This is a genomic window from Lysobacter sp. Root494, assembly GCF_001427225.1.
Taxonomy (GTDB): Bacteria; Pseudomonadota; Gammaproteobacteria; order Xanthomonadales; family Xanthomonadaceae; genus Agrilutibacter.
This window is the reverse complement of the sequence record NZ_LMFH01000005.1, coordinates 71,735-87,761: the sequence shown is the minus strand read 5'-3', so window position 1 is coordinate 87,761 and position 16,027 is coordinate 71,735. Positions and strand designations below refer to the sequence as shown.

Annotated in this window: 18 protein-coding genes; 9 read left to right on the top strand and 9 right to left on the bottom strand. The window is 65.4% G+C overall.

The features are described from left to right. Positions 1 to 16: 16 nt before the first annotated feature. The 4 genes from ASD14_RS03690 to ASD14_RS03680 form a co-directional block, all read right to left on the bottom strand. Positions 17 to 505, bottom strand: coding sequence for a hypothetical protein (locus tag ASD14_RS03690; RefSeq protein WP_157475049.1), 489 nt, complete (start codon positions 503 to 505; stop codon positions 17 to 19). A 358-nt stretch (positions 506 to 863) separates the two neighbouring features. Next, positions 864 to 1,037, bottom strand: a complete 174-nt coding sequence (locus ASD14_RS15910; RefSeq protein ID WP_157475047.1) for a hypothetical protein — start codon at positions 1,035 to 1,037, stop codon at positions 864 to 866. Continuing rightward, the gene (hutG, locus tag ASD14_RS03685; protein WP_056129188.1) at positions 1,034 to 1,813 is read right to left on the bottom strand and encodes an N-formylglutamate deformylase; all 780 of its coding nucleotides are present in this window, start codon (positions 1,811 to 1,813) and stop codon (positions 1,034 to 1,036) included. The genes ASD14_RS15910 and hutG overlap by 4 nt, the downstream gene beginning before the upstream one ends. 13 nt (positions 1,814 to 1,826) lie before the next feature. After that, positions 1,827 to 3,086, bottom strand: coding sequence for an FAD-dependent oxidoreductase (locus ASD14_RS03680; protein WP_056129187.1), 1,260 nt, complete (start codon positions 3,084 to 3,086; stop codon positions 1,827 to 1,829). 479 nt (positions 3,087 to 3,565) lie between these two features. Here ASD14_RS03680 and ASD14_RS03675 point away from each other — a divergent pair, with 479 nt between their 5' ends. Further along, complete coding sequence (locus ASD14_RS03675) at positions 3,566 to 4,669, top strand: M35 family metallo-endopeptidase (RefSeq protein ID WP_056129184.1); 1,104 nt, start codon at positions 3,566 to 3,568, stop codon at positions 4,667 to 4,669. A gap of 170 nt (positions 4,670 to 4,839) precedes the next feature. On the opposite strand, the gene ASD14_RS03670 is transcribed toward ASD14_RS03675, so the two are convergent. After that, positions 4,840 to 5,319 carry a peptidylprolyl isomerase gene (locus ASD14_RS03670; RefSeq protein WP_056129182.1) on the bottom strand — a complete coding sequence of 160 codons (480 nt, stop codon included), beginning with the start codon at positions 5,317 to 5,319 and terminating at the stop codon, positions 4,840 to 4,842. A gap of 174 nt (positions 5,320 to 5,493) precedes the next feature. Here ASD14_RS03670 and ASD14_RS03665 point away from each other — a divergent pair, with 174 nt between their 5' ends. Both ASD14_RS03665 and ASD14_RS03660 read left to right on the top strand, forming a co-directional pair. Continuing rightward, positions 5,494 to 5,976, top strand: a complete 483-nt coding sequence (locus ASD14_RS03665) for a C40 family peptidase (RefSeq protein WP_235565350.1) — start codon at positions 5,494 to 5,496, stop codon at positions 5,974 to 5,976. A gap of 180 nt (positions 5,977 to 6,156) precedes the next feature. After that, on the top strand, positions 6,157 to 6,831 hold the full coding sequence (locus ASD14_RS03660; RefSeq protein WP_235565305.1) for a C40 family peptidase: 675 nt from the start codon (positions 6,157 to 6,159) through the stop codon (positions 6,829 to 6,831). Positions 6,832 to 6,898: 67 nt separating this feature from the next. Here the strand turns inward: ASD14_RS03660 and ASD14_RS03655 are convergent, their stop codons facing one another. Further along, entirely contained in the window at positions 6,899 to 7,390 is a 492-nt protein-coding gene (locus ASD14_RS03655; protein ID WP_056132035.1) for an acyl-CoA thioesterase, read from the bottom strand. 95 nt (positions 7,391 to 7,485) lie between these two features. Here ASD14_RS03655 and ASD14_RS03650 point away from each other — a divergent pair, with 95 nt between their 5' ends. The 3 genes from ASD14_RS03650 (at position 7,486) to ASD14_RS03640 (ending at position 9,330) form a co-directional block, all read left to right on the top strand. After that, entirely contained in the window at positions 7,486 to 7,890 is a 405-nt protein-coding gene (locus tag ASD14_RS03650; RefSeq protein ID WP_056129179.1) for a hypothetical protein, read from the top strand. A gap of 85 nt (positions 7,891 to 7,975) precedes the next feature. Beyond that, on the top strand, positions 7,976 to 8,842 hold the full coding sequence (gene bla, locus ASD14_RS03645) for a subclass B3 metallo-beta-lactamase (RefSeq protein WP_056129176.1): 867 nt from the start codon (positions 7,976 to 7,978) through the stop codon (positions 8,840 to 8,842). Continuing rightward, positions 8,842 to 9,330, top strand: a complete 489-nt coding sequence (locus ASD14_RS03640; RefSeq protein ID WP_056129175.1) for an 8-oxo-dGTP diphosphatase — start codon at positions 8,842 to 8,844, stop codon at positions 9,328 to 9,330. Before bla ends, ASD14_RS03640 begins: the two co-directional genes overlap by 1 nt. A 12-nt stretch (positions 9,331 to 9,342) precedes the next feature. On the opposite strand, the gene ASD14_RS03635 is transcribed toward ASD14_RS03640, so the two are convergent. Together ASD14_RS03635 and ASD14_RS03630 are read right to left on the bottom strand one after the other, a co-directional pair. Further along, the gene (locus ASD14_RS03635) at positions 9,343 to 9,711 is read right to left on the bottom strand and encodes a GNAT family N-acetyltransferase (protein WP_200947037.1); all 369 of its coding nucleotides are present in this window, start codon (positions 9,709 to 9,711) and stop codon (positions 9,343 to 9,345) included. A gap of 251 nt (positions 9,712 to 9,962) precedes the next feature. Continuing rightward, positions 9,963 to 11,312, bottom strand: a complete 1,350-nt coding sequence (locus ASD14_RS03630) for a dicarboxylate/amino acid:cation symporter (protein ID WP_056132029.1) — start codon at positions 11,310 to 11,312, stop codon at positions 9,963 to 9,965. Between the two features lie 242 nt (positions 11,313 to 11,554). Here ASD14_RS03630 and ASD14_RS03625 point away from each other — a divergent pair, with 242 nt between their 5' ends. Beyond that, positions 11,555 to 13,270, top strand: a complete 1,716-nt coding sequence (locus ASD14_RS03625) for an alkaline phosphatase (RefSeq protein ID WP_056129172.1) — start codon at positions 11,555 to 11,557, stop codon at positions 13,268 to 13,270. Positions 13,271 to 13,370: 100 nt separating this feature from the next. Here ASD14_RS03625 and ASD14_RS03620 read toward each other — a convergent pair whose 3' ends face one another. After that, a complete protein-coding gene (locus tag ASD14_RS03620; RefSeq protein WP_056132025.1) occupies positions 13,371 to 13,823 on the bottom strand; it encodes a CopD family protein in 453 nt (150 codons plus the stop codon). 105 nt (positions 13,824 to 13,928) lie between these two features. On the opposite strand from ASD14_RS03620, the gene ASD14_RS03615 reads away from it, so the two are divergent. Next, entirely contained in the window at positions 13,929 to 14,519 is a 591-nt protein-coding gene (locus ASD14_RS03615) for a class I SAM-dependent methyltransferase (RefSeq protein WP_056129171.1), read from the top strand. 176 nt (positions 14,520 to 14,695) lie between these two features. Then, positions 14,696 to 15,943: a polyhydroxyalkanoate depolymerase gene (gene phaZ, locus ASD14_RS03610; RefSeq protein WP_056132022.1), complete on the top strand. Its 1,248-nt coding sequence runs from the start codon at positions 14,696 to 14,698 to the stop codon at positions 15,941 to 15,943. The last annotated feature ends 84 nt before the right edge of the window (positions 15,944 to 16,027 follow it).

Sequence of the window (16,027 nt, the reverse complement as noted above, 5' to 3'; positions counted from 1 at the left end):
TCGATCGCTCACAGCGTCACAAACACTCAATCAGTCCATCAAGCACGGTCTGATCAGTGCCAGGTAACTTGGCATACAGCGGCTGCGGGTTGACCAGCGCGGCGAGCAAACGCTCTACGCTGGTCTGAGGCACGAGCGGAATTCGGCATTGCCAGAAGCCTGGTTGGACCGTGATGCCGCCAGTGGCCGCATCGATCGACTCCTGACTGCCCGCGAACGACCACACGCAGGCACCAATACGCCGGCTGCGCGCCTCTACCGAGCACTGGAAACGCAGCGGCTGCAGATTGCTGTAATCACCTTCGCAAAAGGTATCGCCACAGATTTCATCGAACTGGCGTCGCAGCTGCGCGGTGATGCCGTACCAGGCTTCGACCTCGGCATTGGTACGAAGTGTGGCACCGGCTTCGACGTACTGCCCGGTGGAACCAGCGTGCGCAACCTGGCTTCCGCAGACCATTGCGAGACCAAGCGTAGCGGCAATGATGGAGAGCGATCGGCGCATGATTTCCTTCCTGGATGGTGTGCAGGCAGCATCGCCTTGCCCCAGGAGCGGAACCATCGGAATCTGCCGCGATGTCGAGTCGGAAAACCCCGATTTGCATTCAACAGATAGGCGCTATGACTCAGCTGCGCGACGTGGAAGGACTTCCAACGTTCCTGATCCAGGTCACCGGTAGATACGCGGGCTCATCGCGAGCTGAATTACGGAGATACTCGCGCGCCGATCGATAGAGGCGCGATGTGGCGCCGAATCTTTGTTCTTCGCACGCAACGATAAGAAAAAAGACAAAGCGGACCGAGCAAGGCTCGGCGCTGCCAAGCAGCGGAGCAAGCTCCGCTCTACGAATCGGCGGCAATGTTTACTTCAGCAACGCGCCGATCTTTGCGTGCAGCCACTGTCCGGTCTCGTGCAGTTCGACCGGAAACAGCGTGATCAGCGCCCAGTACGCGACGCCCAGGCAGATCGCCAGTATCAACAGCGCGCGCAGGTAATTGCCGGGCTTCCTGCGCCCGTTGGCACGTATGTACGTCATGACGCGGCCTCCAGCAGGGAACGGATCACCGCCTGCGCATCGGCTGCCTTGGTCGGATCGTATTCGAACGTGTCCTCGTCCATGTAGATGCGCTGGCTGATTTCGAGCTGGATCGCATCGACGCCGCGCTTGGGATCCGCGTAGTGCCTGGTGATGTAGCCGCCCTTGAAACGCCCGTTGACGACGAAGTCGTAGCGCGATTGCTTCGCGAGCGCAGCTTCGACTCGCGCCTGCCGCTCCGGCGAGCAGGTCGCGCCACCGGCCGTACCGAGATTGAGATCGGGCAGGCGACCGGGAAACAGGAATTCGAGGCCACTGCCCCTGATCGAGTGCCCTTCCCATAGCAGCGCGCGGCCATGCGTGGCATGGAGGCGCACGAGCTCATCCTGCAGTGCTTCGTGATACGGCCGCCAATAAGTCCCGGTGCGCGCGGCGATCTCGTCCGCGGAAGGTGCCTGCCCTTCGAGATAGACCGGTGCGCCAGTGAACTGCACGGCCGGGCACAGTCCGGTCGTGTTCTGGCCGGGATAGAGCGAGGTGTCGTCCGGCGGACGGTTCAGGTCGATCACGTAGCGCGAATAGCGCGGCACCAGCATCGAAGCGCCGAGTTCGCGCGCGAAGGCGTAAAGCCGCGCTACGTGCCAGTCGGTGTCGGGCGCGCAACGCGCGCGTTCGACCATGCGCGACTGCAGTTCCTCAGGAATGACGCTGCCGTTGTGCGGCAGGCTTACCAGGATTGGGGCGGTACCACGGTGGAGCTCGAAGACATCGTTCATGGCATCGCTCCGGTCACGCGAACCGCGCGGGCGAATACGGCGCCGGATCGACCTCGGGCGTACTGCCGCTGACCAGGTCGGCGATGAGCTGTCCCGTGGCCGCGCTCATGCTCACTCCCATCATCCCGTGGCCCGTCGCGATCCACAGTTCATCACGACCCGGCACGCGTCCGATCAGCGGAACATCGTCGATGGACATCGGGCGCCAGCCGTACCACTTCTCGCGTACTTCGGAACCGACGGGTTGATGCAGGTACTCGGCCGCGCCGCGCTCGAGTGCGGCAAGGCGAGGTTCGTTCAATGCCTCGTCGTAACCGGAAAACTCCATCGTGCTGCCGAGCCGGTATCCGCTGCCCCAGGCGGTGACGCACACCGAACGCTCGCGCAACACGATCGGCCGGCGCGGCACCAGCGAAGGCGCCGAATACGTGATCGAGTAACCCTTGCCCGGCTGCATCGCATTCCGCAGCGCGGGAAATCCGATCGCAGCCGCGAGCTTCGGCGACCACGCACCCAGCGCGAACACGACTTCACGCGCTTCGATCGTGTCCTGCGAGGTATGCAGCGACACACCACCACGGTGCGCATCCACGCCTTCGAACGCGCATTGCTCGACGATCTCGCCACCGCGTTCGCGGACCAGCCGCGCCAGTTCGGCGACGTAACGATCGGGGCGCAGCACCGCATCGCCATCGAAGCGCATGACGCCGGCGACACCGCGCTTGAGCGCCGGTTCCATCGATTCATAGCGCGCGCCATCGATGGCTTCGACGGGCACGCCCAGTTCCTGCAGCAATTCGATTTCGTGTTCTTCCGCCGCGAATGCGCGGGTGTCGCGGAATACGTAGTCGACGCCGGCTTCCGCGAATTCGCATTCCATGCCGTAGTCGCGAACCCATCGTCCGAGTCGGGCGCGCGAATCGTTGAGCAGCGCCGCCTTGCCCTGCGCGGCGCGGCGCCAGTCGCGCTCGTTGCAACGCACGGCAAAGCCGAGCAGCCAGCGCCACAGGTGCAGGTCGATGCGGGGTTTGATGTACAGCGGCGCGTCGGGTGTGAACATCCACCGCAGCGCGACGCCGACCATGCCCGGCGCGGCCAAGGGAGGGGCGTGGCTCGGCGTGATCGTTCCGCAGTTGCCATGCGAAGCGCCGCCGCCGATGCGGCCGGCATCGATCACGCGCACGCCGCGCCCGGCTTCGAGCAGCGCCAGCGCCGAGGCCAGGCCGATAACGCCTGCGCCAACCACCACGATGTCTTCAGGTTTCTGTTGCATTGCAAGATAGTTTGATGAGGAAAACGTCGGCGATCTGCACAAAAAGTTTCGTCCGAATCGCTTTATCGCGGTGCAGCATGACACCATCGTCAAAGGCGCCGATAACACCCGCCGCAATCTAACCCGTGCTGCATGGGCCGCAGCCGGATTGGCTCCGAAACACTCGTTCGCCGTCGCCGGTGTCGAAGTGTAGGTGCGCAATCCGCTCGCCGCCCCATCCACCACAGGTTCTTCAATGAAGCTGCAGATCCGCCGTCATGGCGTGGCAGTTCCCTCCCGGTCGCCGCATCGGCGTCGCGATTACGCGAGCACCCGCAACTTCCTGACCCGCTCGTATCCGTTCCGGGCGCGGTCGTATTCGCGTCCGTCGCCTGCGAGGCCTGCCCGGCCCGGAATACACATCGCGCCGCCTGTGCGGCGTCCGCTCTGATTTCAACGTGCCACCGCTACAGCCCCGCCAACTCCCAGGAAATCCGCGCATGAAAGTTCTTTCCGTCGTGTCCTGTTCCGCCCTTCTCGCCGGTGCCGTCGCCGCCGTTTCCGCCCAGCCGGCGGCCAAGTCGAACCCACTGCGCGTCAGCATGGTTGCCGCCCAGGCCTCCAGCGGCGGCTTCCTCGGCGCAGTCGAGGTGACGATCACCAACACCAGCAACCACACCGTGCGCGTGCCGAGGTGGGAGCTGCCCTCGGATTTCATGGAAGCCAAGCTCTTCCAGGTCAGCCGCAACGGCGAGCCAGTGCAGTACGAAGGCCCGATGGTGAAGCGCCCGCTGCCGGGCGCCGGCGACTTCGCGCTGCTGCGCGCCGGTGAAACCCTGCGCACCACCGTCGACCTGTCGGGTGCCTACGACATGGCGAAGACCGGCGAATATATCGTCACCCTGTCCTCGCCGCTGCAGCACGCCTCGCTGTCCAACGGCGAGATGCTGAAGCATGCCAACGGCCTGCCGATGGTGATCCAGTCGGTGCCGCTGCGGCTGTGGGTGGATGGGAGCGACCAGATAGATGCCAAGGGCGGTGACAATCAGACCATGCGCAAGCCGCCGTCCGGCGGTGGCACGGTCGTCAACGGCGTGTCCTACGTCGGCTGCTCGACCACGCAGATCAATGGTGCCGGCCAGGCGGTGGTCGAAGCGCGCAAGTATTCGGAAAACGGCAAGGGGTATCTCGCCGGCAACACCGTCGGGCCGCGCTACACCACGTGGTTCGGCGCCTACACGAGCGCACGCTGGGGCACGGCCAGCCAGCACTTCGTGGCCATCGATTCGGCGATGGACCAGAGTGCCGGCCAGGTCAAGATCAACTGCGGCTGCAACCAGAGCTATTACGCCTACGTCTACCCGACCCGTCCGTACGAGATCTTCGTCTGCCGCGCGTTCTGGAGCGCGCCGCTGACCGGCACGGATTCGAAGGCCGGCACGTTGATCCACGAAATGAGCCACTTCAACGCCGTGGCCGGTACCGACGACCACGTCTACGGGCAGTCGGGTGCGAAGAGCCTGGCGATCTCGGATCCGGCCGCTGCATTGGATAACGCCGACAACCACGAATACTTCGCCGAGAACAACCCGTTCCAGAACTGATCGGCGCAGCAGCTCGACACCGGACGGCCCGCCAAAGCGGGCCGTCCTTGCAGGGCGACTCGATGGGCGTCGTGAACGTGCCCACAGCGCACCGCTACGACTTCATCAGAAGCCAAAACGAAACGACCCGCTCATGGCGGGTCGTTCTGCATCACGATCGCGTACGGCGATCAGTGCTGATGACCACCTTCGCCGTGCACGTGGCCGTGCTCGAGTTCCTCGGCCGAGGCTTCGCGCACATCGGCGATCTCGATGGCGAAGTGCAGGTCCTTGCCGGCCATCGGGTGGTTGAGATCGACGTCGACCACGCTCATGCCGACCTTCTCGATCGTCACGGCACGCGGGCCGAAGTTGGTCTGCAGGATGACCTGCATGCCCGGCTCGAGGCGCTGGTTGCCGAAGTGCTTCTTCGGAACGCGCTGGCTCAGTCCTTCGCGCTTTTCGCCGTAGGCATCGGCGGCAGCGACGTCGACTTCGAACTTGTCGCCGGCTTCGTGGCCTTCCATCGCGCTTTCCAGGCCCGGGATGATGTTGCCGTGCCCGACGAGGATCACGAGCGGATCGCGGCCTTCGGAGCTTTCCAGCGGCTCCTGCCCCTGCTCGCTGACGGTGTAGTGGAAGCTGACGACGCGGTCTTTCTCGATCTTCATTACGGGACTCGGTGATGGGCCGCGGTTGCAGCCAGGAGACGTGCCGGCGCCTTGCCGGCAGCGGCGGGAACGGCCAAGCTTGGGTGCGTGAAGACGCCAATCCCGAGCCCCGCCGAGGGAGCCGCGCATTATCCCGGCAACCTCCGCGCCATTCCAGCGCACGGAGCATTCCTTCTGTTGCTGGCGGCTGCACTGCTGTCGGGCTGCGGTGGCGACAAGGTGGTGCGCCGGCCGGCGCCGGCGCAACGAGCCTGGCCGGTAGTCGCACCGGCCGATCCGGTGCGCGCCAACGCGGTGCTGATGCGGGCGATCAGCCTCGTCGGCACGCCCTACCGCTACGGCGGCAACACGCCCGATACCGGCTTCGACTGCAGCGGCCTGGTCAACTATGTCTACCGGGACATGCTGGACGTGCGCCTGCCCCGGACTTCCCGCGATCTCGCCGCGTGGCAGGGAGCGCGGATCAAGCCGGAGCGGCTCGCAGCGGCCGACCTGGTGTTCTTCGGTTCGGGCGGCAGCGTCAGTCACGTGGGGATCTACGTCGGTGAAGGGCGCTTCGTCCACGCGCCCAGCACCGGTGGCACCGTGCGGCTCGACCATCTGGACGGACCGTACTGGCGCGACCATTACAGCGGCGCAAAACGGGTCCTGAACTGACGGATGCCTGTTTTTGCCAAGTCGGTCGACCCCGCTTAACGAATACATAACTTTTTGTGAACAACCGGTCCCAGCCCGGCAGGCATCATCGCGCATCGTTTTTTGCTTCGTGATGACCGCGTGACGACCCGAAAGTACGGCCGCCCTGCTGCCACCACCCTCGCCCGCCCGACACGGGCCTTGACCCATATCCTTTTGGCCGCGGCGCTGTTCACGCCGGCCGCGACCGTGTTTGCCGCTCCGATCGACGATGCGGCGCCGTTTCCGACCAGGGCGAAGGCTGCCGCAGCCGACATCCCGGCACCCGCCAGGACGGACAAGACCCCACAAGCTCTGGCTTCGACCAGGACATCACCCACGCTGTCGGATCGCGCGCTCGGCCTCGCGGCCGGCGTCAACCGCTTCCTGTCTCCTGCGCTCGCCCTCGACCTGCCGGCCGAAGCCATCGGTACGCCAGTTGCCGAGGACAGCAAGGTCAAGACGGTCCTGCAGAAGGCGCTCGCCCTGCTCGGCACGCCGTATCGCTGGGGCGGCGCGGATCCGGACAAGGGTTTCGATTGCAGCGGCCTGGTCGGCTACGTCTTCCGCAATGCCCTCGGCATCGAACTCCCGCGCGTGTCGCGTGACATGGCCAGGAGCGGTGAGCTGGTGACCGACCGCGCCAAGCTCGCCGCTGGAGATCTCGTGTTCTTCGGCCGCAAGGGCCGGGTGAACCATGTCGGCATCTATGTCGGCGATGGCCGCTTCGTCCATGCGCCGAGCCGCGGCAAGGACGTGACCGTATCCAGCCTGGACCAGGGTTACTGGAGCGGACGCTTCCTGCAGGCCCGTCGCGTGAGCGCCGACGGCACCTGAGCCATATCCGAATCCATGAAAGGCCGCCCTCTGGCGGCCTTTTTGTTTTGCCGAATGGAACCTGCGGTCAGTTGCCCGCGACGCGATAGCGCTCCACCGTCTGTTCAATCCCCTTGCTCAGCTCCATCACCTTCATCGCGTACTCGGCGAGGCGCTTGTCCTCGTCGCTGGTGAGCTGCAGCGGCGGCACGGCTACCGGCTTGCCTTCCACGCCGTCCAGCGCGACGAACACGATCACGCAGTGCGTGCACAGTCGTGGCGCGTCGTCGCTGATCGGATCGGCCGCCATGACGTCGACGGCGAAGTGCATGCTGCTGGTGCCGGTGTGCACCAGCTTGGTCGAGACGGTGACCAGATCGCTGATGCGGATCGGTGCGACGAAGCGGATTCCGCCGACCGCGACCGTCACGCTGTAGCGCCCGCTCCATCCGACCGCTGCTGCATAGCCCGCCTGGTCGATCCACTTCATCACCATGCCGCCGTGAACCTTGCCGCCGTAGTTCACGTCGGTGGGTTGCGCGAGGAAGCGCAGGGTGAGTTCGCGTTGCTGGCCGCTCATGTCCTCGATCCGTGCATGGAAGCGACGCCAAGTGTGCACGCTTGCGGCGTCCGATGGCGTGGGCGATCCTGCGGCCCACATCGGGGAGAAGCGCAATGGGACGAACGATCCTGGGAATCGTGGCCGGTCTGGTCGTCGCCTGGCTGGCGATGACGATCTGCGAATTCGCGAGCCTGTTCCTGCATCGGCCACCCGCCGGGCTCGACCTGCGCGATCCGCAGGCGTTGGCTGCGCACATCGCGGCGGCGCCGGTGTCGGCAATGCTCTTGGTGATTGCCGGCTGGGCATTGGCTGCATTTGCCGGCGGCTGGGTGGCTGCGCGCATCGCACGGCATCGCCTGGCAGCGGCGCTGGTCATCGGCGTGCTGGTGCTCGCCGGGGTGATCGCCAACAACGCGATGATTCCCCATCCGCTGTGGATGACGGTCGCCGGCATCGCGCTGCCTTTGCCACTGGCGTGGCTTGCAGCCCGCGCCGCATCACCACGCGCAACGCGCTGACAGCGCAAGCGCATAACGAGGTCGCGCACTGGCCCGTATGTGCGCGATCACCGAAACTGTTGCGCCCGTCCTCCCATCCGTGCCGATGAAACGCCTCGCATTTGCCGTCTGCCTGCTCGCTTCCGTTCCATCCGTCCGCGCACTGGAACCCGTGCTGCCCCAGTCCAGCGCGTACCTGACCCAGGACGCCTGGCGACAGCCGATCGCACCATTCCAGATAGGCGAGCACACCTGGTACATCGGCACGGAAGGCCTGACCGCACTGCTGGTCCGCACGCCTGGAGGCGCGGTACTCATCGACGGCGGATTGCCGCAGGCAGCCGGCATGCTGCTGCAGCGCATGCGTGAGCTCGGCGTGCAGCCGCACGAGCTCAAGCTGATCCTGCACAGCCACGCGCATGGCGACCACGCCGGCCCGATCGCGGCCATCAAGCGCGCGACCGGCGCGCACGTGGTCAGCAATGCCGAATCCGCGATCCTGCTCGGACGCGGCGGCAGCGACGACATCCACTTCGGCGACGGCATCCTGTATCCGCCTGTGCAGACGGATCGGTTCGTGATGGATGGCGAAACCGTGGAACTCGGCGGCATCCGCTTCGTCGCGCATTACACGCCCGCGCACACGCCGGGCAGCCTCAGCTGGACCTGGCGCGACACTCGCAACGGCAAGCCGCTCGACATTGCCTATGCCGACAGCCTGTCCGCGCCCGACTATCGACTCGTCGACAACCCGCGCTATCCGCACATCGTCGACGACTACCGCCGCGGCTTCGCCGCCGTACGCGCACTGCCCTGCGACCTGTTGATCACGCCGCATCCGGATGCGAGCGGATGGTCGCCGGCGAATACCGCCGTGCCGCATCCGTCGCCGATCACCTGCCGCGCATACGCCGACGCGGCCGAAGCGAAATTCGACGCGCAACTCGCCGCGCAGCGGAAGGGGCAACGCTGATGCCGTACATGCCCATCGTCGCTACGCTCGGCTATGTGCTCTCGCCCGACGGCAACGACGTGCTGATGGTCCATCGCAATGCGCGTCCCGACGATCACCAGCTCGGCAAGTACAACGGACTTGGCGGCAAGATCGAACCCGACGAGGACGTGCTCGCGGGTATGCGCCGCGAAATCCACGAAGAAGCCGGCATCGACTGCATCGAGCTGTCGCTGCGCGGCACGATCAGCTGGCCTGGTTTCGGCAAGCAGGGCGAGGACTGGCTCGGCTTCGTCTTCGTCATCACGCGCTTCAGCGGCGCGCCGTTCGAGCGCAACGCGGAAGGCACCCTGGAATGGGTGCATCGCGATCGCCTGCACGAACTGCCGATGTGGGAAGGCGACCGCCAGTTCCTGCCGCTCGTGTTCGACGACGACCCGCGCCCCTTCCACGGCGTGATGCCGTATCGCGACGGACGCATGCTGTCGTGGAAGTTCTCGCGCGCGTGAAATCCCGCGCCGCTATTCGGGCTGCTGTTGTTGGGGTTGTTGCGACGCGACGATGTATTCCATGTTGACCGAGGCCGGCGCGGTCTCGACGAAGCCATACTTCGCATACAGATGGCGCGCCTCGCCATCGGCGACCAGGGTGACGTAGGCCGACGGTTCGGCGTTCTTGCGCAGCCACGCGTCGAGTGCGGTCATGATGCGCTTGCCGAGGCCGCGTCCCTGGTATTCCGGCGCCACCGCGATGTCGACAACGGTGTAGAAACAGCCGCCATCACCGATGATCCGGCCCATCCCGATCACTTCGCCATCACGCTGCAGGCTGACGCCGTACAGCGTGTTGGGCAAACCCTTGCGGGCGGCCTCGAGCGTCTTCGGCGACATGCCCGCTTCGCTGCGCAACCGGCAGTAGTCGTCGGCGCCGGGAAACCGTTCCACCAGTTTGATCTGTTCTTCGATCTTCGCCTGGTTCTGAGACATTTCCGCCTCCCCACCTCAGGACGCCATTGAGTACCGACCGCACTCATTCTGCTGCTCGAAAACGAAACGGTGCGTGAGGCCCATCTCTTCCACAGTTGAACCTCCACGCCGGCTTCACCATTGCGAATGGAGCCACAGCCGTTGAGTCCAGTGCCTCACGCGTGGTTTTGGGTAATCTCGGCCGCCTCGCCTTCAGCGATCCCCACGTTGCTGGAAGCGGCTTCGTAGACCTCGCGGTCGAGCAAACCGGTCTCCTTCGCGACCAGCACCGGCACCAGCATCTGCCCGGTGACGTTCGTCATCGTGCGCATCATGTCGAGGACGCGATCGATCGCGTAGAGATAGCCAATCGCTTCCAGCGGCAACCCGGCGGCGCTCAGCACGACCGTCGCCATGATGACCGCCGTGCCCGGCACGCCCGCGGTGCCGAAGCTGCCGAGCACCGAGGCCAGCGCGATGATGAGGTACTTGTCGAGCGTGAGATCGATGCCTGCGTACTGCGCGATGAACACCGCCGCGAGCGCCGGATAGATCGCGCCACAGCCGTCCATCTTGATCGTCGCGCCCAGCGGCACCGCGAACGCGGCGTAGTCCCGGTCCACACCGTGGTTATGCACCACGCTCCGCAACGACACCGGCATCGCCGCGAAGCTAGACGACGCGACGAAGCCCACCTGCATGCCCGGCGCCGCGCCGCGGAAGAACTTCACCGGATTCAGTCCGTGCGCGAGCAGCAGTCCGCTGTAGACCACGACGATGTGGAATGCGCATGCGGCATACAGCGCGATGACGAAGCTGCCGAGCGGCCGCAACTGTTCGAAGCCGTAACCGCCGACCAGCGAGGCGATCAGGCCGAACGTGCCGAGCGGCGTGAATTCGAGCACGAAGCGGGTGACCTGGATCATGGTCTCGCTCGCTTCGCCGCAGAGTTTGCGCAGGTTCGCAGTCTTGTCACCCAGCTTCACGAAGGCGAAACCCACCAGCCCCGCGAAGAAGATCACCTGCAGCACCGTGCCGTTGCGCGGCACCAGCACGCTCATGCCGTCGGCGGTTTTCGAAGTCGCGGCCCCGGCCAGCGCCGTGAACGGGTTCGAAGGCACGATGTTGAACAGCACGTCGAACACGCCCGGCGGCGTTTTCGGCACGTAATCGGACGCAACCTGCAGCGTGGCGATGTTGACGCCGGCGCCCGGCTTCACGATCCAGCCGGTGAGCAGGCCCACGCCCACCGCCAGCACCGCGGTGATCGCAAACCACAGGAACGTGCGTCCGCCGAGCGCGGCGATCGACTTCTGCCCATGCAGTGAGCTGACCGCGTTGATCACCGCGAAGAACACCAGCGGCACCGCGATCATCTTGATCAGGTTGACGTAGAGGTCGCCGAGAGGACCGAACCAGGTTTCCGCGTCCTTGCCGAACAGCCAGCCCGCGAGTGCGCCAAGCACGAAGCCGAGCACCACCCGTTGCCAGAACGGAATGCGCAACCAGCGCGACACCAGCTTCATCATCAGGACGCTCCAGAATGCGGGACAGGCCGCCACGGCAGGCGCCGTGCGCCGAAACCGCACCATAGCCGAGCAGGCCCAGCGCAGCGAGTCCACGCGTGCAAACCGTTGTTCCAACACGTCATGTGGAAGCCGGGATTCGGCAAACCCGGGCGCCGCACAACGCTACGCGGACACATCTTCCGGTTGCGGTCGCTTGGCATAATCGGCCGCCCGCTTCACGCCCGCTACGGCAGGACTACATGCATTCATTGGACGTCATCAGCATCGCCCTGGCTTCCACCTTGCTCGGCGCCTGCGCCAGCACCGCGCCGATTTCTGGCCCATCGGGTACCGCCAGCGCGCGCCCGATTGCCGTGGCCGTTCCGGTGATCAAGCGCCCTGCCGAAGAAACGCCTTCCTGGTGGTTCCGCGACGGCGCGGCGCAGGCCGCCCATCGGGGCGCGATGGGAGCACGCGCCAAGAACGTGATCCTCTTTGTCGGCGACGGCATGAGCCTGACCACCGTGGCCGCGGCCCGCATCCTCGAAGGCCAGCGCAAGGGCGGCACGGGCGAGGAAAACCACCTGGCATGGGAAACCTTTCCCGCTACCGCGCTGAGCAAGACCTACAACACCGACTCGCAGACACCGGATTCGGCCGGCACGATGTCGGCGATGGCGACCGGTGTGAAGACGCGTGCCGGTGTCATCAGCATCGGGCAGGAGGCGAAGCTGGGCGACTGCAGCGCAGCACTGAAAACGCCGATGCTCACCTTGTGGGAGCTCGCCGCCAGCAGCGGACTCGCCAGCGGCGTGGTCACCACCACGCGCGTCACCCATGCCACGCCTGCCGCGGCACTCACCCACTCCGCCCATCGCAGTTGGGAGAACGACACGGACATCACTGCCCAAGATGCAAAGGCAGGTTGCGTCGACATCGCGCGCCAGCTGGTCGAGTCGCCCTTCGGCCACGGCCCGGATGTGCTGATGGGCGGTGGCCGCGAAAATTTCATGACCGCGCAGCAGCGCGATCCGGAAGAAGACGACAAGGTAGGCCAGCGCCTCGACGGGCGCGACCTCGTCGCCGAATGGAAGCAGCGCCATCCCGACGGCGCCTACGTCTGGAACGCCGCGCAACTGCAACAGGCGCCGGCCGACAAGCCGCTGCTGGCGCTGTTCAACTATGACCACATGGCCTTCGAGCATGACCGCAGGCAGGATCCGGCAGGCGAGCCATCGCTTGCGGAAATGACCCGTGCCGCGATTACGCGCCTGCAACGCAACGACAACGGCTTCGTACTGCTCGTCGAGGGTGGCCGTATCGACCACGCCCACCACTACGGCAATGCCTACCGTGCGCTCACCGACACCATTGCACTGAGCGATGCCGTGCGCGTCGCCGATGAAATGACTTCAGCGGACGACACGCTGATCCTGGTCACCGCTGACCATTCGCACACGCTCAGCTTCGTCGGCTATCCCGTGCGCGGCAACGACGTCCTCGGCAAGGTGCGCGGCAGCAGCGGCGAAGACGGCGGCGCGGATTTCGCCACCGACGCGCTGGGTCTCCCATATACGACGCTCAACTACAGCAATGGTCCCGGTTACGTCGGTGCGAGCGCGCAGCAGCCCGAAGGCCCCAAGCGTTTCCTGCATCAGCTCAGCGGCGCACAGGCAGCAAAGAACGGCCGCCCCGACCTCACCCACGTCGACACCGAAGATCCGGATTACCTGCAGGAAGCGATCGCGCCCATGGGCAACGAGAGCCACGGCGGCGACGACGTCGGCATCTGGGCGCGCGGACCCGGCAGCGAAGCGGTGCGCGGCAGCGTCGAGCAGAACACGATCTTCCACTTCATGCTGCAGGCGATGCCCGCGTTGCGCGCGAAGCTGTGCGCGGCGGGTGATTGCGACGCGAATGGTGTACCGGTGACGTTGCCGAAGCCCGAGGCATTCAAGGCGCAAGCAACCAATTGAGTCATCTGTCTGGTCATCCAGGCGTTCGCCTGGATGACGACCCCGCTTCTCACGCTCGAACGTGTACAGCGACTTCGCGCATCCCCAGGCCGGTTTGGCTTCAGAACGGCTTGGCCAGCACCAGGTACACGATCGCGACCAGCAACAGCACCGGCAATTCATTGAACCAGCGCAAGGTGCGCGACGAAGGCAGCGCGCGCCCGTGTTCGACGCCTTTCAGCCAGCGTCCGGACACGATGAAGTACGCAAGCATGACGGCGACCAGTGCCAGCTTCGCATGCAGCCAGCCGCCCACGGCGAACCCCTGCGGCAACGCGTCGCCGAACAACCGGTAGCCCTGCCACAGGGTCAAGCCGAACAGGAATGCCATTCCGAACATGACGTGGCCGAAGCGATACAGCCTCCGTCCCATCAGGACCAGTCGCGCGCGTACGGCTTCCTCGGCACCGGCTTCGGCGATGTTGACGAGGATGCGCGGCAGGTAGAACACGCCGCCCATCCAGGCCATGACGAACACGACGTGGGCGGTCTTGATCCAGAAATAGGCTTGCATGGCGGGCTCCGGCGGGGTGGCCATAGGATGGCATGAAGATTCGATCCGTCCTGCACGATCCGACCCACGTGCAACAATCCCGCACGCACCGGAGCCGCATCCTCCATGACCAAACGCTACGACAGGCACTACTTCGACACCTGGTACCGCAAGCGCGGCATCGGTGACAACGCACGGCTCGCGCGCAAGGTCGCGATGGCCGTGACCACGGCCGAATACTTTCTCGAACGCCCGCTGCGCACCGTGCTCGACGTCGGTTGCGGCGAGGGCGTGTGGCGCGCACCACTGCTCAAGCTGCGGCCAAAGGCGAAGTACCTCGGCTTCGACAGCAGCGAATATGCCGTCCGCCGTTTCGGCGCGCGACGCAACCTGCATCACGCGAGCTTCGGCGACTTCGCGATGCTGCGCCCCTGCCCGCCCGTGGACCTGCTGGTGTGCAGCGACGTGATGCATTACCTCGACACGCGCGAACTCGACCGCGGACTGCCCGGCCTGGCCGAGCTGTGCGGCGGCGTCGCGTTTCTCGAAACCTTCGCGCGCGAAGACGGCGCGGAAGGCGATGAGCATGATTTCCGCAACCGCCCGGCGAAGTTCTATCGCCAGCGTTTCGAAGGCGCCGGCTTCGCGCAGGTCGGCTCGCACCTGTGGCTCTCGCCCACTCTGCGCAGCCATGCCACGGCCCTCGAAACCGCGTAGGAGCGGCCCACGGTCGCGACATTCGTCATACGCTGAACCAGGTCGCGGTCGTGGGCCGCTCCTACGCGGCGATCGTGACGTGCTTCACAATCCCCCACCCGCCATCGGCTATGCTGCGGCGCGTCATACGCACTATCCGGTGCGCCGTTTCCGGGGTCAGGGGCCCTTTGCGAATGCTGCTTTATCACCTGCACGAACTCGGCCGCGCCTGGATGCAGCCGTGGAATTACTGGGCTGAAGCCAACGCGCGGATGTTCGGCACGCAGGGCAGCTGGCTGTCCACGTTGCCCGGAGCCTCGCGCGTGTCGGCCGGTTACGAGCTGATGTATCGCATCGGCAAGGATTACGAGAAACCCGAATTCGGCATCCACTCGATCGAGAAGGATGGCAAGAGCTATCCGGTCGTCGAACAGGAAGTATTGAAGAAGCCGTTCTGCCGCCTGCTGCGCTTCAAGCGTTTCGCCGACGACGCCGGCAACATCGCCGACTTCAAGGACGATCCGTCCGTGCTCGTCGTCGCGCCGCTGTCCGGCCACCACGCCACCCTGCTGCGCGATACGGTGAAGACCCTGCTGCGCGACCACAAGGTGTACGTCACCGATTGGGTCGACGCGCGCATGGTTCCGCTGGAAGACGGCGCGTTCCACCTCGACGACTACGTCGCCTATGTCGAGGAATTCATCCGCACGATCGGCGCCGACAACCTGCACGTGATCAGCGTGTGCCAGCCGACGGTGCCGGTACTTGCGGCGGTGTCGCTGATGGCAGCGCGCGGCGAAAAGACGCCGCGCTCGCTGGTGATGTTCGGCGGTCCGATCGACACGCGCGAGAACCCGACCAAGGTCAACGACCTCGCCACGACCAAGCCGCTGTGGTGGTTCGAGGCGAATCTCGTGCATGCGGTGCCGCCGAACTATCCCGGCCACGATCGCCGCGTGTATCCCGGCTTCCTGCAGCACGGCGGTTTCATGGCGATGAATCCCGAACGCCACTTCCAGTCGCACTGGGATTTCTATCAGGACCTCGTGAAGGGGGACCTCGAGGACGCCGATTCGCACCGCCGCTTCTACGACGAATACAACGCCGTGCTCGACATGCCGGCGGAGTACTACCTGGAAACCGTCGACGTCGTGTTCCAGCGCCACCTGCTGCCGAAGGGCGAATGGGTGGTGCACGGGGAACGAGTCGACCCGGGCGCAATCAAGGGCACCGCGATCATGACGATCGAAGGCGAGCTCGACGATATTTCCGGACAGGGCCAGACGCGCGCCGCACATACGCTATGCACGGGCGTTCCCAAGCGCGATCAGCAGCACCTCACCGTCGATGGCGCTGGCCACTACGGCATCTTCAGCGGTCGCCGCTGGCGCACGCAGGTGTATCCGCAGGTGCGCGATTTCATCGCGGAGCATTCGGCCGCGTGATCGTGGCGCCGTGCTGAACGCTGGCGGCGCGCGGCTTGAACGTGCGCCCGCCTGCCCCGACCTCATTGCGGTATCCATACTGGA